Genomic DNA, 21136 nt, shown 5'->3' with positions numbered 1-21136 from the left:
AGGGTTTAGGGCACCTGCTGCGCCTACCTCAGAGTGTGGTCATTGCTGGGGCGCCCATCCACTAACTAGCCCACAGAGGGAGCATTAAGAAGGACGCCGCCCCTGCACTGCCCTGCCCTAGGGCAGGAAGGTGTGGGGCGGCGTCCTGATGGGGTAACCGCAGGGGTTAGATGTTGAAGCCCAGGGCACGCATCTGGTCGCGGCCGTCCTCGGTGATGCGCTCAGGGCCCCAAGGGGGCATCCAGACCCAGTTCACATGCCACTCATCGAGCATGGTTTCTAGATTCTGCTGAACCTGCTCCTCGATAACATCCTGCAGGGGGCAGGCGGCGGTAGTGAGGGTCATATCGAGCACAAGAGCGCCTTCATCGTTCCAGCGCATACCGTAGAGCAAACCTAGATCGACGATGTTGACGCCCAATTCGGGGTCAATTACGTTCATCAGGGCTTCTTCGATAGCTTCTTGGCTGGGGGCACCAGCGGGAGCTTCTGACATGTTCTGTACTGTCCTCTCGGTAGAGACAGGTAGCCTTACTTGGCTGCCAGGTAGCGTTCGTAGCCCTCTTCTTCAAGACGGTCTGCGAGCTCGGGGCCGCCCTGGTCTACCATCTTGCCGTCCACGAAGACGTGAACGAACTGGGGCTTGATGTAGCGCAGGATGCGGGTGTAGTGGGTGATGAGCATAACGCCCATGTCGTTAGCCTGGTGGGCGCGGTTCACACCTTCAGAAACGACCTTGAGGGCATCGACGTCCAGGCCGGAATCAGTCTCATCAAGGATACCGAACTTGGGCTTGAGCAGTTCAAGCTGAAGAATCTCGTGACGCTTCTTCTCACCACCGGAGAAGCCTTCATTGACGTTACGGGTGATGAAAGCCGGGTCGATGGAAAGTTCTTCCATGGCTGCCTTGACGTCCTTGGTCCAGGTACGCAGGGCAGGTGCCTGGCCGTCGACGGCGGTCTTTGCTGAGCGCAGGAAGTTGCTCATAGTGACGCCGGGAATTTCTACCGGGTACTGCATAGCCAAAAAGAGGCCAGCGCGGGCACGCTCATCAACGGACATTTCGGTGACGTCTTCACCGTCGAGCAGAATCTCACCGGAGTCAATCTGGTACTTGGGGTGACCGGCGATAGTGGAAGCCAGGGTTGACTTGCCGGAGCCGTTGGGGCCCATGATGGCGTGGATTTCACCGGAGTTGATGGTGATGTTAACGCCCTTGAGGATGGGCTTGGTGTTTTCGTCATCCAGGATGACCGAGACGTGGAGGTCCTTGATTTCAAGGGTTGCCATAATGTGTTTCTCCTGTACAGAGGTAAAGCTTTAGTTGTTAGAAATCGCGAGTTCAGCTTCGAGGGCATCGGTGAGCTGTTCTTCAAGCTCAGGGATGCGGATCTGCTGAATGATCTCGTTGAGGAAGCCGCGGACGACCAGGCGGCGGGCCTCAGCCTCAGGGATACCGCGGGCCTGCAGGTACCAGAGGTGCTGCTCATCGAGCTGACCGGTGGTGGAGGCGTGACCGGCACCTTCAATCAGACCGGTTTCGATTTCCAGGTTGGGCACGGAGTCAGCGCGGGGCCCATCTTCAAGAATCAGGTTGCGGTTGAGCTCGTAGGTGTCGGTGCCTTCTGCGTCCTTACCGATGAGCACATCGCCAACCCAAACAGAGTGAGCGCCCCTGCCCTGCAGGGCACCCTTGTAGGTGACGCGGGACTTGCAGTTAGGTTCGGTGTGGGCCACAAAGAGACGGTTCTCGATGTGCTGGCCAGCATCGACGAAGTAGAGGCCGTACATCTCGGTTTCAGCGCCGGGGGCGGTGAACTTGGTGGAGGGGGTAAGGCGCACCAAATCGCCACCGAGGGAGATGTTGATGTGCTTGAACTTAGCGTCACGACCCAAAGAAGCGTACTGGGCTGAGGCGTGAATAGCGTCATCTTCCCACTGCTGAACGGTAATGACGGTCAGTGAAGAGGAGTCGCCCACCTTGAACTCAATGTTCTGGGAAAGTACCGCTGAGCCGGTGTGACGCAGCACGACAGTAGCCTTAGAGAAAGGCTTAGTCTCGATGAAGATGTGCTGGGCGGCAGCGTCCTTGTGGGTACCCTTGATAGCAACCTCAATCTGGCCTTCCAGCTCAGCCTCAGCGGGTACGGTGATAGCAGTTGCCTGGGTGAAGGTGCTCCAGGCGTTAGCTGCCACGCGGTCCTCGGGGATACCGGCTGAGCCGATGCGGGCGTCATCGCGGGTGATAGTTTCAACCTGCACGCCAGCGGGCGCATCGATATCTAGGGTGGGGGCAGCACCGGTGAGTTCATCGGTGTGCAGGCCGCCCAGGCGCTTGAGCGGGGTGAAGCGCCAGTCTTCTTCGCGTCCGGTCAGGGCGGGGAAGTCTTGAACCTTGTAGGAGGTTTTACGCTCGGCGCGGGAGCCATCAATCTCGACCTTGTCGGTGTTGTGCTTGGAGACGCGGATGGTGTCGTCGGTGGCTAGCTCAGTTGCCAGCTTTTCACCTTCTTGGTCCATGCCGGGAATCGCGGGGTTGTTGTGCCCCTGGTTTTCTGTCTTAGCCATAATTTAGCCTACGGATCCTTCCATCTGGAGTTCGATCAGGCGGTTGAGTTCAAGCGCGTATTCCATGGGCAGCTCGCGGGCGATAGGCTCCACGAAGCCGCGCACAATCATGGCCATGGCTTCGTCTTCGGGCAGGCCGCGCTGCTGCAGGTAGAAAAGCTGTTCTTCTGAGACGCGGGAGACGGTTGCCTCATGGCCCATGGTGACGTCGTCCTCACGGATATCTACGTAGGGGTAGGTATCTGAGCGGGAGATAGTGTCCACCAGCAGGGCGTCACAGACCACTGAGCTCTTAGCGTGGGAGGCGCCTTCGCGTACCTGCACCAGGCCGCGGTAGGCGGCACGGCCACCGTTACGAGCCACAGACTTAGAGACGATGGTGGATGAGGTGTTGGGGGCGATGTGAACCATCTTGGAGCCGGTGTCCTGGTGCTGGCCTTCACCTGCAAAAGCGATGGAGAGGGTTTCACCCTTGGCGTGCTCACCAACCATGTATACAGCCGGGTACTTCTGGGTGACCTTGGAGCCGATGTTGCCATCGATCCATTCCATGGTGGCACCCTCGTAGGCGATGGCGCGCTTGGTCACCAGGTTGTAGACGTTGTTGGACCAGTTCTGAATGGTGGTGTAGCGGACGCGGGCGTTCTTCTTGACCACGATTTCAACAACTGCTGAGTGCAGTGAGTCGGTCTTGTAGATGGGAGCAGTACAGCCTTCAATGTAGTGAACGTAGGAGCCTTCATCGGCGATGATGAGGGTACGCTCGAACTGGCCCATGTTCTCGGTATTAATGCGGAAGTAGGCCTGCAGGGGGATTTCTACGTGTACTCCTGGGGGTACGTAGACGAAGGAGCCACCTGACCATACAGCAGTGTTGAGGGCTGCGAACTTGTTATCACCGGCAGGGATCACTGAGCCGAAGTATTCTTCGAAGAATTCGGGGTGTTCCTTGAGGGCGGTGTCGGTGTCTAGGAAGATGACGCCCTGGGCTTCTAGGTCCTCACGAATCTGGTGGTAGACAACCTCAGATTCGTACTGGGCGGCAACACCGGCAACCAGGCGGTTACGTTCTGCTTCGGGGATGCCGAGCTTCTCGTAGGTGTTACGGATTTCTTCGGGCAGTTCTTCCCAGGTTTCGGCCTGACGCTCGGTTGAGCGTACGAAGTACTTGATGTTGTCGAAGTCGATGTCCGAGAGGTCTGCACCCCAGGTGGGCATGGGCTTGCGGTCGAAGAACTTCAGGGCCTTCAGGCGAAGGTCCAGCATCCATTCAGGTTCGTTCTTCTTGGCTGAAATGTCGCGCACGACAGCTTCGTCAAGACCACGCTTTGCAGCCTGGCCTGCTTCATCGGAGTCAGACCAACCGTACTCGTAGGTACCGATACCTTCGAGTTCGGGGTTTGCCTCCAGAATTTCTGAAATGACGGTGTTGTTGGCGGTGCGCTCAACCTGTTCAGTCATTACGGCCTTTCTTGGTGGGTTGGTTTTCACCGAGGTAAGTCGGTGAAGTCTTCTTCTCAGTGGCCTACCCTGCCAGGCAGGGTAGGCCGGTGGAAAATCTTAGGGGGCTTTCTCGCCCTGCCCCTCTTCGGGCTTCTGCGGTGCGGACGCCTGCAGTCGCCCCAGGGGGATATGGGTGGTACAGACGTGGGCGCCACCTGCCATGGTGGAGAGTCTGCGCACATCAACCCCAATCAGTTCGGAGATGATGCGGGTTTCCTGATCACAGAAGACGGAGAAGTCTTCAGCCAAGTCCCGCACGGGGCAGTGGCCTTGGCAGAGCTGGATAGCGGCCAGCAGGTGATCAGGTAGTTTGGTGTGTACCCCTAGGGCCGGGGCCATTTCGTTGGCGCTCGCCACAAAGCCATCGCGGGTCATTGCTTCTGCCAGCGCCTGAGCTCGAGCCGAGACATCATCCCCTGCTGCTTCGACGATGGGGCGGTAACGCTCTGCCATGTCGTGGGCGCGCGCTGAGGCGAATTGCCGCAGGGCATCTTCACCCACGGCGTCCTTGAGCATGATCAGGGCGTCACGGGCAATATCAAGGTAGTCATTGCCCAGTTCGCTATGGCCGTGGGGGGCGATGACGTAGCGGCGGGCAGGGCGGCCAGCACCAGCGCCGTGCTGGCGGTGGGAGGCTACTTCGATGAGGCTGTCTTTTTCAAGCGCATCGAGGTGGCGGCGCACTGCTGCCGGGGTGAGGCTAAGCAGTTCACCCAGTTTGGCCGCAGAAACAGGGCCATGGGTGAGAACTCCCTGGAGCACGCGGTCACGCGTGCGATCCTCTGTTTCTGCAGGGCGGGCAGGATGAGTGGACACAGTTCTGCCTTTCTCTGCGGAATACACAACTAAAGTATGTCGTAATTGAGGCTACTTAGCTAGTAAGGGCTACCTATTTTAAGCAGTGCACTGTCAAAGAGCTAGAATGGACAAGTGACACAACAGCACCTGCCCCCCAGCCTTAGCGCACGTGAGAGCGCACCTCAACCACAAGCGTCCGCCGCTCTAACGATCGAGAACTTGGTCAAGGATTTCACCCCCTCCAAGGATTTTGCCCGCACGCACCCTGAGGCTCTTACCACCCAGGGGCTCAAACGGGCAGTGGACCACCTCTCGCTCAGCATCACCCACGGTCATATCACAGTCCTCCTCGGTGCTAACGGGGCCGGAAAAACAACCACCCTAGCCTGCGCCCAAGGCCTGCTCAAGCCCACCAGCGGCAGCATTTCCCTCCTGGGCCAGGCCCCCTGGGGGGCTACCCCTGAGCTACGGGCCCGCGTGGGCATCATGTTACAAGACGGCGGGCTGCCCCCCGCGGTACGCCCCCTACCCCTACTGCGGCATATTGCCCGCATGTACACCAACCCCCTCAAGGTGGATGAGCTAGCCCACCGCCTGGGTATCGACACTTTTGACGGAACCAGCATCCGCAGGCTCTCCGGCGGGCAGAAACAGCGGGTAGCCCTAGCGGCAGCCCTCATCGGCCGCCCTGAGATTCTCTTCCTCGATGAGCCCACCGCCGGGCTTGACCCCCAATCCCGGAGTGTTGTCTTCGACATCATCCGCGAACAGCGTGATGCCGGTGTAGCCGTTGTGCTCACCACCCACCTCCTCGATGACGCCCAGCGCATCGCCGACTACGTCTACATGATTAAAGACGGCACGGTAATACTCTCAGGGACCATGGCCCAGGTGCTAGCAAACGGGCAGGATAAGAACCGCAGCCTAACTTTTACCGCCCCCAGCGGCTTCACCCTCAACCAACTATGGCCCCCAGCGGACGCCGCCCTCACCCTCACCGAAAACCCGGCAGGTAGCTACCAGCTCACCGGTCCCCTCACCCCCCAACACCTGGCTGACCTAACAGCCTACTGGGCAGCTCGGGGCATCATGCCCGGTGAGCTTTCCTTGGCCAACCGCACCCTAGAAGACGTCTTTCTGGAACTATCAGGTAGGGATATCCGATGAGTACCACCTCAACAGCAGCACCAGCTCTCACCCGAGTCCTAGCCCAGGGCCGGTTCGAAACTATTGCCATGCTCAAAAATGGGGAGCAGCTCATGCTCAACATTGCCTTCCCCATCATGGGCCTGCTGGCCATGGCCTACACAGGTTTTCTTGACCCCTGGGCCACCCGCTACGGGGTTAGCCGCCTTGATATTGCTGTACCCGGCGTTCTGGCCCTCTGTGTGCTCTCCACTGCACTGTCAGGTCAAGGCATCGCCACCGGCTTTGACCGCCGCTACGGGGTGCTCCGTTTCATCTCCACCACCCCACTGGGTAAGGGCGGGCTGGTTGCCGGTAAAGTCTTTGCTGTGCTATCGGTGCTGCTACTCCAGTACCTGCTGGTCGGAGCCCTGGGCCAGCTCCTCGGCTGGGAAGCCACGGTGCCCGGTATCCTCATGTCCCTACCTACCCTGCTGTTGGGGGCAGCCTGCTTCACATCCCTGGGGCTGCTGATTGCTGGGACTGTACGGGCTGAAGCAACCCTAGCTATCGTCAATATGGCCTGGGTTCTGCTGGCCGCCGCCGGAGGCACCCTGATTCCCACCGACCGCTACCCCACCTGGCTAGCCCCGCTGATTGACCTTCTACCCTCAGCGGCCCTCGGCAACGCCTTACGCGGAGACTTTATCCACCACACCTTCCTCCCCCTGCCCCACCTCATACTGGTCATAGCAACCGCACTCTTTGCCGCTTTAGCCACCCGATTCTTCAAATGGTCAGCCTAGCCTGGCTGACACCGTCCACCATTTCTCGTGAAGGAACGCCCCCCATGCCGACCACGCACCCGCCCACCACTGGCAGCTACCAGCCAGCCTCCCTGGGCGAAAAACTCTTCCCCCGCCACTACACCCGCTGGGTTAAGCAAACCGCCTGGGCCCTTGCGCTCTCTAACATTGCCCTGATTATCACTGGCGGTATCGTACGTCTGACCGGCTCCGGCCTGGGGTGTGACGACTGGCCCCGCTGCACCTCAGACGGCTCCTGGACCACCACCCCCGAAATGGGCATCCATGGCATGGTCGAATTCGGCAACCGCCTGCTCACCTTCGTGCTGGTGATTATTACCATCATCGGTTTTCTGGCCGTACTGCGCATCGTCTTCCCAGGGCGCATCTCAGCAGGGCGCTTCCTATGGGGTCTGCTAGTTGGTGCCCGATCCCAGGGCTACCAGCCCCGGGGGCTAGGTGCTTGGCTAGAGGCCCGCGGCTTTGTTGCCCCCCGCTCCCGCTACCCCGATCTTTTCAACCTCACCCTCCTGCTGCTCTGGGGTATTCCCGTGCAGGCGGTAGTTGGTGGCATCTCGGTCTGGCAGAAGCTCAACCCCTGGATGATTACCGCCCACTACATGCTCTCAGCCCTGATGATCATGCTGGCAGGTATCTACCTCAACAGGGTCTACCGCTACTTTGAGGGAACCGCCCAGGCTGAAGGTCTTACCGCGAGCACCCCCGCTTCTTCCCATCTCATGCAGCTACTGGGCTGGGTCGGGCTGATCTTGGTGGTTGCCCTCATGTTCATGGGAACCGTAACTACAGGGACAGGGCCTCACGCTGGTGACGCCGCCGCCCACCGCCACCCCTTCGACCCGGTATGGGTCACCCGCCTGCACGGTGCTTTGGTGTGGGTCTACTGCGCCTCTGTGCTGGTTTTCTGTGCACTATGGCGCTCAAAAGGCTGGGCACCTATTTTTGGTAAGTCTCTCTTGTTCGTGCTACTACTACTGGGCTACCAGGCCGTGGTGGGGTATACCCAGTTCTTCAACGGTCTGCCGCTCTGGCTGGTGGAGTTGCATCTACTAGGCTCAGGCCTCTTTGCCCTAGCCGCCGCTTCCCTCTTTGAGCGTCAGCTGGTGCTCTCCTCCCCTGCTGCGCGCGCCCAGGCTGCTGGACGCGTCCTAACCCCCTAGCTTTCCTCCTCATTAGAGGGGGAGCACCGGGCCCCCTACAAAGGGGTCGATTGCTAGGGCGATAAAAAGCACGGTTAGGTAGGTGATGGAACCGTGGAAAACTACCATGGCCGTGCGGCTAGTTGCCTGCTCGGCTAAGGCCAGGCGGTGCAGCTTGTGGCAGTGGTAGAGGAACCAGGCGCCAATGAGTACTGCGCTTGCCGTGTAGACCCAGCCAGCACCACCCAGGGGCACAAGGAGCAAAGAGCACATCACCATAGCCCAACCATAGAGCACTACCTGCACAGAGACGCTCTTGGCGGAGTCCGTGGCTCCGAGCATGGGGATGCCGGCAGCGCGGTAGTCCTCGGCGTACTTCATAGATAGGGGCCAGTAGTGTGGGGGCGTCCAGAGGAAAATCACCATAAAGAGGACGACAGCAGCCCAAGAAATCGTGTTCTCAACGGCCGCCCAGGCGATAAATACGGGCATGCAGCCAGCTAGGCCGCCCCAGACGATGTTCTGTTTGGTGCGTTTTTTGAGCCAGAGGGAGTAGAAGACGACGTAGAGGAATATTGCCAGCAGGCCCAGGCCAGCGGCCAGCGGGTTCACCAAGAAGTAGAGGTAGAGAATTGAGATGATTGAGAGCACCCAGGCAAAGATGAGGGCTTCTCGGTCGCTCAGTTCGCCGGTGACTAGCGGACGTTTTTCGGTGCGTTTCATGAGCCGGTCGGCCTCGCGGTCGATGTAGCAGTTGAAGGCGCAGGAGGCGCCTGCTGCCAGGGAGCCGCCGATCATGGTGTGGAGTACCAGCCAGAGGTTGGGGAAGCCCCCGGCTGCGAAGATCATGGTGGGGGCGGTGGTCACCAGAAGTAGCTCGATGATTTGGGGTTTGGTGAGTTGAATATAGGCTTTGATTTTGCGGCCCAGGGAGACGCGGCCGGGTGCTGGCACAGCGGGGGTTTGCTGGCCTTTTTCGGTACGGTCAATCACGGTCTTGATGCCATGGCTCTTCACGTATGCTGACTTCCCTTGACTGTTGTGTGTGCGGCTCTCTTGGTACCCCTCCGGTGATTCACTATGTGAAACAGGTGGGAGTTTTCGGCGTGTTGGGGCGCGGACGTCGTTGGCATGCCTCAGCACCCCCACACCCGCCTTTTTGGTGGTTGCCATCACATTGATGCAGTAATGGTCGGTTTGTGAGCACGCTAAATGAGCTTTTGGTCAAATTACATCGTATAACGGCCCCCTACCCCCTGGCTAGTAGGGAGAAGACAGCTCAAATCGGGCCCGCCCCACGGGGTGCGCCGAACCTATTCACAGGGCAGGTGCACTATCCTGGAAACAGCGTCTTATGCCAGCTTCCCTGTGCACCTAGCCGGGTCTAACCCCGCAGGCTACGGTAGGTTGGCAGAAGAAAAAGTTGTATGAATATTTCTGGGTAGCCAGATTGAGAGAGGACGGCTCATGCCTAACCTGAATCAGAAGCTTGAATGGACAGAGAAGGATCAGCGCGCCGTTGATACCGCTCGCGTGCTTGCTGCGGACGCCGTAGAGAAGGTTGGCTCCGGCCACCCCGGTACCGCAATGAGCCTAGCTCCTGTTGCCTACTTGCTCTTCCAGAAGATTATGCGCCAGGACCCCCGCGATGACCGCTGGGAGGGCCGCGACCGCTTCATCCTCTCCCCCGGCCACACCTCCATGACCATCTACAACCAGCTTTTCTTGGGCGGCTTCGGTCTGGAACTTGAAGACATTAAGGCCTTGCGTACTGCTGGTGCGCTCACCCCTGGCCACCCCGAATACGGCCACACTAAGGGCGTAGAAATCACCACTGGCCCTCTCGGCCAGGGCCTGGCGTCCGCTGTGGGATTTGCCTACGCCCAGCGTCGCATGCGCGGCCTCTTTGACCCCGAAGCAGCCGCAGGCACCTCCCCCTTTGACCACACCATCTTCACCATTGCCTCAGAAGGCGATGTGCAAGAAGGCGTCACTGCCGAGGCCTCCGCACTTGCCGGCCACCAGCAGCTAGGCAACCTGGTTGTTATCTACGACCGTAACCACATCTCTATCGAAGATGATACCGATGTGGCTTTCACCGAGGACGTCGCAGCCCGCTACGAGGCCTACGGCTGGGATGTCACCAAGATTGACTGGACCGCCAGCGGAGACTATAAGGAAGACATCGAAGCTCTCTATGAAGCTATCGTTGCAGCCACCAAGGTCACCGATAAGCCCTCATTCATTGAGCTGCGCACCATCATCGGCTACCCCGCCCCCACCAAGCAGAACACCGGCGGCATCCACGGCTCCAAGCTAGGCACTGACGAAGTAGCAGCCACCAAGAAGGCCCTAGGCTTTGACCCCGAACAGAACTTCGTGGTGGAGCCTGAGATCCTTGAGCATACCCGTGCCCTGATTGAGCGTAGCGCCGCTGAACGTGAAGAATGGCAGAAGTCCTTTGACGCTTGGGCTGAAGCTAACCCCGAGCAGGCCAAGCTCTACCAGCGCCTGGTAGCCGGTGAGCTACCTGCCGAACTCGACGAGGCTCTGCCCACCTTTGATGCTGGCACCTCCATTGCTACCCGCGCAGCCTCTGGCAAGGTCATTAACGCTATTGCACCTATCCTGCCTGAGCTCTGGGGTGGCTCTGCCGACCTGGCCGGTTCTAACAACACCACCATCGACACCGAAAAGTCCTTCAACCCCGAGTCCCGTACCACCAAGAACTGGACCGGCCACCCCTACGGCCGTGTGCTGCACTTCGGTATTCGTGAGCACGCCGCAGCAGCTATCACCAACGGTATCGCCCTCTCTTCACCCACCCGCCCCTTCTCTGGCACCTTCTTCGTCTTCACCGACTACCAGCGCCCGGCCGTCCGCCTGGCAGCGCTCATGGGTGTGCCCAACATCTTCGTCTGGACCCACGACTCCATCGGTCTAGGTGAGGACGGCCCCACCCACCAGCCCGTTGAGCACCTGACCGCCATGCGCGCCATCCCCAACCTGGATGTGGTGCGCCCCGCTGACGGTAACGAAACTGCCGTAGCCTGGCGCAAGATCCTAGATATCAAGGACCACCCTGCTGGCCTGGTGCTCTCCCGCCAGAACCTGACCAACGTAGCCCGTGAAGACCTGCACGCAGATGCTGAGGGCGAGAAGTTCGCCTCAGCAAACGGTGCAGCCCGAGGTGGCTACGTGCTGGCAGATACCGAGGGCACCCCCGATGTCATCCTCATTGCCACCGGCTCTGAGGTTGAGATTGCCCTAGCAGCCCGCACCCAGCTAGCTGAAGACGGTATCGCCGCCCGCGTCGTTTCCATGCCCTGCCGTGAATGGTTCGCCGCAGAATCTGCTGAGTACCGTGAATCTGTGATTCCCTCAGCTGTCAAGGCCCGCGTGAGCGTTGAAGCTGGCCTGTCCATGCCATGGATGGATATTCTAGGTGAAGCCGGCCGCGCCGTCTCCCTGGAACACTACGGCGCTTCTGCCTCAGCCGAAGAGCTCTTCGCCGACTACGGTTTCACCGCTGAAAACGTAGTAGCTAAGGCCCGCGAATCCATCGCCGCTGCCCGCTAACCCCACCAGTTCTAAGGAAGAAACCATGACTACCCCCACCCAGAAACTCTCAGACGCAGGCGTCTCCATCTGGCTCGATGACCTCTCCCGCGAGCGCCTCACCAGCGGCAACCTGCAAGAACTCATCGACACTAAGAACGTGGTCGGTGTGACTACCAACCCCAGCATTTTTGCTGCGGCTCTTTCTGATGGTGCAGCCTACGCTGAGCAGATGAAGATGCTGGCAGCAGAGGGTACCGAAGCTGAGGCAGCAGGTTTTGCTGCCATGATTGACGATGTTCGTGATGCTTGCGATGTTTTTGCTCCCATCTACAAGGCCAGCCAGGGCTATGACGGCCGTGTCTCCATTGAGGTCTCTCCCCTGTTGGCTCGTGAGTCTGCCGCTACTTTGGCCCAGGCTAAGGAGCTCTACTCTGCTGTTGGCCGTGAGAACGTCATGATTAAGATTCCTGCTACTGAAGAGGGGCTGGAACCGATTGCTGAGGCGCTGGCAGAAGGTATCTCGGTCAACGTCACCCTGATTTTCTCTTTGGAGCGTTACCGCGCCGTTATCAATGCCTACCTGCTGGGTCTGGAGAAGGCTCTGGAGAACGGTAAGGATCTTTCTAAGATTCATTCTGTGGCCTCTTTCTTTGTCTCTCGTGTAGATACTGAGGTTGATGCTCGCCTTGAGGCTATTGGCACCGATGAGGCTTTTGCTCTGCGTGGTAAGGCTGGTGTGGCTAATGCTCGTCTGGCTTTTGAGGTCTATGAGCAGGCTTTCACTTCTGAGCGTTGGGCTCGTCTGGAAGCTGCTGGGGCTAACCGTCAGCGTCCGCTGTGGGCTTCAACCGGTGTGAAGAACCCGGCTTACCCTGATACTCTCTACGTTACTGAGATTGCGGCTCCTGGCACGGTTAACACTATGCCTGAGGCGACTTTGGAGGCGATCTTCGATCATGCTGAGGTTGCTGGTAATGCTATTGAGGGCACATACCAGGAATCTAACGAGATCCTTAACCAGCTTGAAGCTGTGGGTATCTCTTACCAGGATGTGGTCAATAAGCTGGAGAGCGAAGGTGTTGAGAAGTTCGAGGTTTCTTGGAAGGAACTGCTCGAGACTGTCACCGCCGCACTGGCTGATCAGAAGTAAAACTAGCTCACGCTGAGGGTGGGGGTTTTCTCCCCCACCCTCACTGCGCGCACTTGGTGGCGGGTATCTGCCTTGCTTGTAGGTGCGATAGGGCTAGTGGATGCCATTAGACTAGACATGAGAATCACGGCAGCTTTCACTCCATGTGAGGAGCTGCCGCCCCAACCAATCTGTGAAGGATTCACGGCGGTGGCCAACACTCACGAATCAAATCCCCTGCGCGATTCGCGCGACCGCAGACTGACCCGCGTGGCAGGCCCGTCCTCCTTGGTCTTCTTCGGTGTTACCGGTGACCTTGCGCGCAAGAAATTGCTCCCAGCTGTCTATGACCTGGTCAACCGTGGCTTGCTTCCTCCCAGCTTCGGGCTGGTAGGTTTCGGACGCCGCGAATGGAGCCACGAGGACTTCCAGCAGGAAGTACGCACCTATGTTGAGGCCCATGCGCGCACCCCTTTCCGCGAGGACGTCTGGAAGCAGTTTGCCGCTGGCATTCGCTTTGTCACTGGTACCTTTGACTCTGATGAGTCCTTTGAGAAGCTCAAGGCAACTTTGGCTGAGCTTGATGAGACGAGGGGGACCCGCGGCAACCATGCTTTCTACCTGTCGATCCCTCCGAAGGGGTTTGAGCAGGTCTTGCAGAAGCTCGCTGATCACGATTTGGCCAACCATAACCAGCATGATGGGTGGCGCCGGGTGATTATCGAAAAGCCTTTTGGTCATAACCTTAAGACTGCCCGTGAGCTCAATGCCATTGTTGAGCGGGTCTTTCCCGCTGATTCGGTTTTCCGTATTGACCATTACTTGGGGAAAGAGACGGTGCAGAATATTTTGGCTCTGCGCTTTGCTAACCAGATGTTTGAGCCTCTGTGGAATGCCACTTATGTTGACCATGTGCAGATCACCATGGCTGAAGATATTGGTATCGGCACCCGTGCAGGCTACTACGACGGTGTAGGTGCAGCCCGCGATGTTATTCAGAACCATCTGTTGCAGCTGCTGGCTTTGACTGCTATGGAAGAGCCGGTGAGTTTCAATGCTGAGCACCTGCGGGCTGAGAAGGCTAAGGTGCTTGAGGCGGTACAGATTCCTGAGGATATTTCCACTGCCTTCGCTATTGGCCAGTACGCTGCCGGTAACCAGGGGGGTGAGGAGGTTAATGGTTTCTTCGATGAGAGTGATATTCCTGCTGATTCTCGTACCGAGACTTTTGCTGCGCTGAAGTTGAATATCAATACTCGCCGCTGGGCAGGTGTTCCCTTCTACCTGCGCGCTGGTAAGCGACTGGGCCGCCGCGTCACCGAAATTGCTGTGGTTTTCAAGAAGACTTCTAACCTGCTCTTTGGTGGTAGTGCCGATAGTTCGGGGCAGAATGCGATTGTGATTCGGGTGCAGCCTGATGAGGGTATGACCTTGCGGTTTGCGTCTAAGGTGCCTGGCACGCAGATGGAGATTCGTGATGTCAACATGGATTTTGGGTATTCTCATTCCTTTACGGAGGAGTCACCGGAGGCCTACGAGCGTCTGATTTTGGATGTGCTGCTCGGTGAGCCCCCGCTCTTTCCCCGTCATGAAGAGGTTGAGCTTTCCTGGAAGATTCTTGACCCTTTTGAGGAATACTGGGAAGAGCACAAGATTAAACCTGAAGCCTACCCCCCTGGTTCCTGGGGCCCGGTTTCTGCCCACGCAATGCTAGAACGCGATGGCCGTGTTTGGAGGCGCGCATGATTAAAAAACTTGAAGAAACCACTGTGGGCAAAGTTGCTAAGGAGCTCTCCCGCCTGCGTAATGAGAAGGGGGCAACGACGTCCTCTCGGGTGCTGACCTTGGTTATTTTGGCTGAGAAGGGGCATTCTAAGACCGCTGTTGAGGCGGCTTTGAAGGCCTCCTATGAGCACCCTTGCCGCATTATTGTGCATGTTGATTATGGTCAGGACGCTCAGGACCGACTGGATGCCCACATTTATGTCGGTGGGGATGCTGGGGCCTCAGAGCTGATTATTCTGCGCGGTTATGGGTCTGCTGCTGTAGCTACCGAGTCCCTGATTTCGGGGCTGTTGCTGCCTGATTCCCCGATTGTTGCCTGGTGGCCGCACTCGGTGCCTGAGAACCCTGCTGAGCATTCTATCGGTAAGATTGCCCAGCGCCGTATCACTGATTCGGCCCGTGCCTATAACCCGCTGGGTGTGCTCAAGAAGCTGGTGACCAGTTACAAGGATGGGGACACTGACCTGGCCTGGATTCGTCTGACTCTCTGGCGTATTCAGATTGCTGCTGTCTTCGACCAGCTTGAGCCTGCCCCCGTCAAGCGTGTGGTAGTTTCTGGTTCTTCTATGAGCCCCTCGGTGGTTCTGCTGGGTGCCTGGCTGGGAGATCGTCTGGATGCTGAGGTGCACCTGCGCACCACTGATGCCCAGCGTGGTCTGTATAAGGTCGAGCTAGAACGAGAAGATGGCTCAATTATTATTCACCGCCCCGGCCGCAATATTGCCACGATTTCTTCCCCTGGTGTGCCCGACCAGCAGATTTCCTTGCCTGCCCGTTCGCTGGCTGATTGCCTGGCTGAAGAATTGCGCCGTCTTGACCCTGATGTGGTCTACGGCGAGGTACTCAAGTCTGTGGCTGCTAACAGCAAGATTGTGGTTGATGTGGATACCGACGATGAGCCTGTAGAGGGCACTGATTATACGGAGGTCTATGATGCCTAACCCTGTAGTAGTTCCCCACCGGGATAAGGAGCAGTTGAAGCTAGCTGGTGCCACCCGCATTATTCATGTGGCCTCTACTGCTCTTGCTGCCCGGGGTATCGCCCATATTTCGCTTACTGGCGGGACCATGGGTATTGCGGTGCTTGAAGGTATTGCTGCCTGCCCGCTGAAGGCTACGGTCAACTGGTCCAAGGTGCATTTTTGGTGGTCTGATGAGCGTTTTGTGCCCCGCGGCCATGCTGACCGTAATGAGCAGCAGGCTAAGGACGCCCTGCTTGATTCTCTGGGGCTGCCTGAGCAGAACCTGCACATCATGGGGGCCTCTGATGTCTTTGAGACCCCGGAAGATGCAGCCCAGGCTTACGCTACTGAGCTGGCCCGTTACGCCCCGGAAGGTGAGTCTTCTCCCCTCTTTGATCTGACCCTGCTGGGGATGGGCCCCGATGGTCACATCGCTTCCCTTTTCCCTGAGCGCACTGAGATTCTAGAGGCTGAAGCTACAGCTCTTGCGGTGCACGATTCACCCAAGCCCCCGCCCACCCGGGTAAGCCTAACCTTGCCGGTCATCAACTTTTCAGAGCGTATCTGGTTCCTGGTTGCCGGTGGCGATAAGGCTGAGGCGACAGCCCGGCTGCGGGCTGCGTCCGCTCTGCCTGAGACTGAGTTGACCGCCCAGATTCTTACCCAGACCCCAGCAGCCGGGGCCCGCGGTCTGCTAGAGACCCTGATCCTGGCTACCGAGGACGCCCTGCAGGCGCCCCTCTAAGGCCAGAAACTCTAAGCCCAGAGGCTCTAAGCCCTAAGGGCCCTGGAGACTATAAAAAATATCCCCGCCTACCGGTGAGCCGGTGGGCGGGGATATTTTGTGGTGTAAGCCTAAATGACGGCAACCTCTGAGAAACGCATCACCAGGGCGTAGCCGATAATGGCAAAGACCCACAGCAAAATCACGGTGACTGTCAGGCGGATCAGGTTTTTAGAGGCCATGCCTGAAGAGTTGAGCGAGGTGGTCATGCCACCGCCGAACATATCTGAAAGGCCGCCGCCCTTACCACGGTTCAGAAGAACCAGCAGGATGGTGAGAATACTCGCTATAGCGATAATGACCATCAGAATAATCTTGAGGGTTTCCACGCATAACCTTTCAGTCGGGTTGGGTAGCGTCTCGAAGCGCCATCAAACTACTATACGCCGTTTATCTGGCAGAAGGAAAAGTAGACTAGCAGAAAAAGTTTCTAGGCCTGGTACCGGGCGATGTTAGCAAACTCGGTAGCATCCAAAGAAGCACCGCCCACCAGCACGCCATCCACGTCCGCTTGGGCCATGATGTCGGGGGCTGAGGCTGCCTTAACAGAGCCACCGTAGAGCACACGCACCTGATCAGCAACCTGGTCTGAGTAGAGCTTCGCTAGTTCCTGGCGGATAGCCTGGCCCATTTCCTGGGCGTCCTCTGCTGTTGCGACCTTGCCGGTACCAATGGCCCAGACAGGCTCATAGGCTACCACCAGGGTTTGAGCCTGCTCTTCGGTCAAGCCCTCAAGGGAGCTACGGAGCTGGTCGAGAGTGAACTCAACGTGCTCACCAGCTTCACGCTTCTCAAGGCCTTCACCCACACACAGCACGGGGGTGAGCTCGTTACGGTAGGCAGCTTGCACCTTAGCGGCGCAAACACCGTTGGACTCACCGTGAATGGTGCGGCGCTCAGAGTGGCCCACCAGCACATAGGTGGCACCAAGTTTTTTGAGGAAGACACCGGAGATGTCGCCAGTGTAGGCACCAGAATCCTGGTCTGAGAGGTCCTGGCCGCCGTAGACGATTTTGAGCTTATCGCCATCGACGAGGGTCTGCACGGAGCGGATGTCAGTGAAGGGAGGGAAGACAGCGACCTCGGCGGTGTCGTAGTCAAAGTTGGTGTCATCTAAGGTCCAGGCCAGTTTCTGGAGCAGGGTCACACCTTCGGTATGATCCATGTTCATCTTCCAGTTGCCTGCGATGAGGGGCTTGCGAGTCATGGGCTCGTTCCTTTCGCGAATTCTGCGGTGGGTGGGGCAGTACGCAGCGGGTGCGGCGTCCTGCCTCTAGGCAGTCACAGCTGCCAGGTGGGTTCACTGCCGCGGGGCGTTTTTAGGCGCCCAGTGCCTCAAGGCCGGGCAGAGTTTTACCTTCAATGTATTCCAGGGAGGCGCCGCCACCGGTGGAGATGTGGCTGAACTGGTCATCTGAGAAGCCCAGGTTGCGCACAGCAGAGGCTGAATCGCCGCCACCGATGATAGAGAAAGCCTCTGATGCTACCAGCGCATCAGCAACCGCCTTGGTGCCAGCAGCGAAGGACTCCATTTCAAAGACACCGACCGGGCCGTTCCAGAAGACCAGCTTGGCTTCCTTGATGGTATCGGCAAAGAGCTGGCGGGTCTCAGGGCCAATATCTAGGCCCAGGCCCTGCTGACCAATCTCACCGCCGGTCATATCATCAACCGGGCGCACCTCTTTGCGGGCCTCGTTGGAGAAGCTTTCTGCCCACACCACATCGACAGGGGTAATGATCTTAGTACCCTGGGCAGGTGCCTCTTGGAGGTAGCGCTTGCAGTTCTCTAGCTGGTCTTCTTCCAGCAGGGAATTTCCAATCTCATGGCCCTGGGCCTTAGCGAACGTGTAGCCCATGCCGCCACCAATGAGCAGGGCATCAGCCTTGCCAATCAGGTTATCAATGACAGCCAGCTTATCGGAGACCTTAGAGCCGCCCATGACCACCACAAAGGGGCGCTCAGGGTTCTTAATGACCTTCTGTAGCACCTCAACCTCGGTCTTGACCAAGTCCCCCAGGTAAGCGGGCAGTTTCTGGGCAATATCGTAGACAGAGGCGTGCTTGCGGTGCACAGCACCAAAAGCATCGTTCACATAGGCGCCGTTCTCGCCGGTAAGGGCTGCCAGTTCTGCTGCAAATTCGGCGCGCTCAGCATCGTCCTTAGAGGTTTCGCGGGCATCAAAGCGCACATTTTCGACAACCAGCAGTTGGCCGTCCTTCAGGGCCTCAGCCTTAGCTTGGGCATCTTCACCCACCACATCGCTTGCGATGGCTACGGGAAAATCTGCTAGTTCTGCCAGGCGCTCAGCAGCGGGCTTGATGGAATACTGGGGGTCTACCTGGCCCTTAGGGCGGCCCAGGTGGGCAGTGACAATGACGCGGGCACCGGCATCAACCAGTTTCTGAAGCACGGGCAAGGAGGCGCGCACGCGGCCGTCATCAGTGACGGTGCCGTCTTTGAGGGGGACGTTCAGGTCGGAGCGGACCAGAACGCGGCGGCCAGCTAGGCCACTGTCAATAAGCTCTGCAAGAGTCTTAGCCATAGAAGTATTCATCTCCGTTGATGTCAAAGTAAATGGGTGGGTGCTAGCCCTACCAAGAGGTGGTGGCCTAGCTTTTTAGATACAGATTAGGGTTAGCCAATGGCGCTTTACGGAACCATTCGCTAACCCTATCTTATGGGAGTCTCACATCAGACCGGTGTATGACAAGCTTAGAGAGCTGCAACTACCTTGTTTGTGAACATGACCAGACGAGAAACGTAACCGTATTCGTTGTCGTACCAGGCAATAACCTTAACCTGGTCCCCAATGACCTTAGTCAGGGGGGCATCGAAAACGGTGGAGACAGGCTCACCTTCGATGTCCTTAGAGACAATGGGCTCCTCAGAGTAGGTGATAATACCCTTCATGGGGCCTTCAGCAGCTTCTTTGACAGCCGCATTGACTTCTTCAACGGTGACCTCACGGGAGGCGGTGAAGGTTAGGTCGGTGATGGAGCCGGTGGGGGTGGGGACGCGAACAGCGAAACCATCGAGCTTGCCCTTGAGCTCAGGCAGAACCAGACCAACTGCTGCTGCCGCACCGGTGGAGGTGGGCACCATGTTCAGGGCTGCTGCACGGGCACGGCGCAAATCTGAGTGGGGGGCATCCTGGAGGCGCTGGTCAGCGGTGTAGGCGTGAATGGTGGTCATCAGACCCTTTTCGATGCCGAACTTATCGTTAAGCACCTTAGCCATGGGAGCTAGGCAGTTGGTGGTGCAGGAAGCGTTAGAGACGATGTTCATGGTGGCTGAATCGTACTGGTCGTCGTTGACGCCCATGACGAAGGTGCCATCAATGTTCTTACCGGGGGCTGAGAGAATAACCTTCTTGGCACCAGCTTCTAGGTGGGCCTTTGCCTTTTCACCGTCGGTGAAGAAGCCGGTAGATTCGAGGACGATATCTACGCCCAGGTCTTTCCAGGGCAAATCGGCGGGGTTGCGCTCGCCAAGTACCTTGATTTCTTTGCCGTTGATGACCAGGTTGTTGTCTGAAACAGTAATCTCCCCATCAAAGCGCCCCATGATGGAGTCGTACTTGAGCAGGTGGGCGAGGGTCTTGATGTCGGTCAGATCGTTGATAGCAACGATTTCGAAGCCTTCACCGTGCTGGGTTGCTGCACGGAAGAAGGTGCGGCCGATGCGGCCAAAGCCGTTAATTGCTACACGTACAGTCACTGAAATCAAACTCCTAGGTACAGTTAGTGACGCTGGTGGACAAGATGTCAGTTCTTATCCGGTTCAATAACCATCATACCCTCTTTATGTGAGTTTTGGTGTGTTTCTGTCGGTTTCTTAGGTGCCCTTACCTGCCTTTACGGACGCCTACCCCCACTTCCTTCCACGAAGGCAGGGGTTTATAGGTGGTGAGGGCAGGTGAACGCCGCCTCTACCACAGAGAAACCAACAAAAACCCACACAGGCTAGTCCAGCTGGTTAATCCCGTTCACGCCTGCTTCAGTCCCAGCAATCCCCCGCTCAGCAGCCCGCTTATCAGCCATAGCAATCAGACGGCGAATACGCCCTGCAATCGCATCTTTAGTCATAGGAGGCTCAGCAAGACGACCCAGCTCATCCAAAGAAGCCTGCTTGTGGGCAACCCGCAATTCACCGGCATAACGCAGATGCTCAGGAACCTTATCCCCCAAAATCTCCAGGGCCCGCTCAACCCTAGCACCCGCTGCTACAGCAGCCTGGGCTGAACGTCGCAAGTTAGCATCATCAAAATTTGCCAGACGGTTAGCAGTTGCCCGAACCTCTTTACGGGCACGGCGTTCGCGCCAATTATCCAGGGCATTAACCGCACCCATACGCTCAAGCAGAAGAGAGATAGTTTCACCATCACGCACTACCACCCGATCAACCCCACGCACCTCACGGGCCTTAGCAATAACGTCCAAACGGCGGGCAGCACCCACCAGAGCCAAAGCGGCCTCAGGGCCAGGGCAGGTAAATTCAAGGGCAGAAGAACGGCCAGGCTCCGTCAAAGAACCGTGAGCAAGGAAGGCGCCACGCATCACAGCCTCAGCATCAGCCAAAGAACCATTAACCACAGCAGGGGGCAGACCGCGCACAGGGCGCCCGCGCCCATCTAACAAACCAGTTTGCCGGGCCAAAGCCTCACCGCCGTTTTCGACACGAACCACATAGCGTCCGCCCCGGCGCAAACCACCGCCAGAGATAGACGTAATAGAAGCGTCGTGCCCATACATTTCAGCAATGTTGTACCGCAGGCGCTCAGCGGTCGTTTCAAGGTCAACTTCGGCTTCAACAACAATTTTGCCTTGCACCAGGTGCAGACCGTTCGTGAAGCGCAAGATTGTGGCTACCTCAGCTTTGCGCACAGATGAGCGCGTGGCGTCATAATGTGCCAGCTCTTCTTTGACCGATGCCGTCAGGGCCATACGGGTCTTCC

Annotated in this window: 19 protein-coding genes; 8 read left to right on the top strand and 11 right to left on the bottom strand. The window is 57.9% G+C overall.

From position 1 onward, the window contains the following. Nucleotides 1-166: 166 nt before the first annotated feature. The 5 genes from ACED87_RS07055 to ACED87_RS07035 all read right to left on the bottom strand — a co-directional run bounded on the left by ACED87_RS07055 (nt 167) and on the right by ACED87_RS07035 (nt 4887). Complete coding sequence (locus ACED87_RS07055) at nt 167-496, bottom strand: metal-sulfur cluster assembly factor (RefSeq protein WP_449083572.1); 330 nt, start codon at nt 494-496, stop codon at nt 167-169. Between the two features lie 35 nt (nt 497-531). Continuing rightward, a complete protein-coding gene (sufC, locus tag ACED87_RS07050; RefSeq protein ID WP_449083574.1) occupies nt 532-1290 on the bottom strand; it encodes a Fe-S cluster assembly ATPase SufC in 759 nt (252 codons plus the stop codon). A gap of 30 nt (nt 1291-1320) precedes the next feature. Then, nucleotides 1321-2568 (bottom strand): Fe-S cluster assembly protein SufD, encoded by a 1248-nt coding sequence (gene sufD / locus ACED87_RS07045; RefSeq protein WP_449083576.1) that lies wholly within the window; start codon nt 2566-2568, stop codon nt 1321-1323. A gap of 3 nt (nt 2569-2571) precedes the next feature. Further along, nucleotides 2572-4029 carry a Fe-S cluster assembly protein SufB gene (sufB, locus tag ACED87_RS07040; protein WP_449083578.1) on the bottom strand — a complete coding sequence of 486 codons (1458 nt, stop codon included), beginning with the start codon at nt 4027-4029 and terminating at the stop codon, nt 2572-2574. Between the two features lie 99 nt (nt 4030-4128). Then, entirely contained in the window at nt 4129-4887 is a 759-nt protein-coding gene (locus ACED87_RS07035; protein ID WP_449083580.1) for a helix-turn-helix transcriptional regulator, read from the bottom strand. A gap of 129 nt (nt 4888-5016) precedes the next feature. On the opposite strand from ACED87_RS07035, the gene ACED87_RS07030 reads away from it, so the two are divergent. From ACED87_RS07030 to ACED87_RS07020, 3 genes are read left to right on the top strand one after another with little or no spacing between them, the layout of a single operon-like run. Then, nucleotides 5017-6036 (top strand): ABC transporter ATP-binding protein, encoded by a 1020-nt coding sequence (locus tag ACED87_RS07030; RefSeq protein WP_449083675.1) that lies wholly within the window; start codon nt 5017-5019, stop codon nt 6034-6036. Next, complete coding sequence (locus ACED87_RS07025) at nt 6033-6800, top strand: ABC transporter permease (protein ID WP_449083582.1); 768 nt, start codon at nt 6033-6035, stop codon at nt 6798-6800. The genes ACED87_RS07030 and ACED87_RS07025 overlap by 4 nt, the downstream gene beginning before the upstream one ends. A gap of 44 nt (nt 6801-6844) precedes the next feature. Then, nucleotides 6845-7981 (top strand): COX15/CtaA family protein, encoded by a 1137-nt coding sequence (locus ACED87_RS07020; RefSeq protein ID WP_449083584.1) that lies wholly within the window; start codon nt 6845-6847, stop codon nt 7979-7981. A 12-nt stretch (nt 7982-7993) separates the two neighbouring features. Here ACED87_RS07020 and ACED87_RS07015 read toward each other — a convergent pair whose 3' ends face one another. After that, nucleotides 7994-8950 (bottom strand): heme o synthase, encoded by a 957-nt coding sequence (locus ACED87_RS07015; protein WP_449083676.1) that lies wholly within the window; start codon nt 8948-8950, stop codon nt 7994-7996. 477 nt (nt 8951-9427) lie between these two features. On the opposite strand from ACED87_RS07015, the gene tkt reads away from it, so the two are divergent. The 5 genes from tkt to pgl all read left to right on the top strand — a co-directional run bounded on the left by tkt (nt 9428) and on the right by pgl (nt 16142). Then, nucleotides 9428-11539 (top strand): transketolase, encoded by a 2112-nt coding sequence (gene tkt / locus ACED87_RS07010; RefSeq protein WP_449083585.1) that lies wholly within the window; start codon nt 9428-9430, stop codon nt 11537-11539. A gap of 25 nt (nt 11540-11564) precedes the next feature. Next, nucleotides 11565-12671, top strand: coding sequence for a transaldolase (gene tal / locus ACED87_RS07005; protein ID WP_449083587.1), 1107 nt, complete (start codon nt 11565-11567; stop codon nt 12669-12671). A 189-nt stretch (nt 12672-12860) separates the two neighbouring features. Further along, entirely contained in the window at nt 12861-14396 is a 1536-nt protein-coding gene (gene zwf, locus ACED87_RS07000) for a glucose-6-phosphate dehydrogenase (protein ID WP_449083589.1), read from the top strand. Then, on the top strand, nt 14393-15376 hold the full coding sequence (locus ACED87_RS06995; RefSeq protein ID WP_449083591.1) for a glucose-6-phosphate dehydrogenase assembly protein OpcA: 984 nt from the start codon (nt 14393-14395) through the stop codon (nt 15374-15376). The genes zwf and ACED87_RS06995 overlap by 4 nt, the downstream gene beginning before the upstream one ends. Continuing rightward, complete coding sequence (gene pgl, locus ACED87_RS06990; protein WP_449083593.1) at nt 15366-16142, top strand: 6-phosphogluconolactonase; 777 nt, start codon at nt 15366-15368, stop codon at nt 16140-16142. Before ACED87_RS06995 ends, pgl begins: the two co-directional genes overlap by 11 nt. A 110-nt stretch (nt 16143-16252) precedes the next feature. Here the strand turns inward: pgl and secG are convergent, their stop codons facing one another. The 5 genes from secG to whiA form a co-directional block, all read right to left on the bottom strand. Then, a complete protein-coding gene (gene secG, locus ACED87_RS06985; RefSeq protein WP_449083595.1) occupies nt 16253-16510 on the bottom strand; it encodes a preprotein translocase subunit SecG in 258 nt (85 codons plus the stop codon). Nucleotides 16511-16611: 101 nt separating this feature from the next. Beyond that, complete coding sequence (tpiA, locus tag ACED87_RS06980; RefSeq protein ID WP_449083597.1) at nt 16612-17388, bottom strand: triose-phosphate isomerase; 777 nt, start codon at nt 17386-17388, stop codon at nt 16612-16614. 112 nt (nt 17389-17500) lie between these two features. After that, nucleotides 17501-18724: a phosphoglycerate kinase gene (locus tag ACED87_RS06975; RefSeq protein WP_449083599.1), complete on the bottom strand. Its 1224-nt coding sequence runs from the start codon at nt 18722-18724 to the stop codon at nt 17501-17503. Nucleotides 18725-18894: 170 nt separating this feature from the next. Beyond that, a complete protein-coding gene (gene gap, locus ACED87_RS06970; protein WP_449083601.1) occupies nt 18895-19899 on the bottom strand; it encodes a type I glyceraldehyde-3-phosphate dehydrogenase in 1005 nt (334 codons plus the stop codon). 245 nt (nt 19900-20144) lie between these two features. Beyond that, entirely contained in the window at nt 20145-21125 is a 981-nt protein-coding gene (gene whiA / locus ACED87_RS06965; protein ID WP_449083603.1) for a DNA-binding protein WhiA, read from the bottom strand. Between the last annotated feature and the right edge of the window lie 11 nt (nt 21126-21136).

This window comes from Rothia sp. 32237D007AR (genome assembly GCF_053544675.1).
The sequence above is the reverse complement of the archived record's forward strand: the minus strand, read 5'-3'. Positions and strand labels throughout refer to the sequence as shown.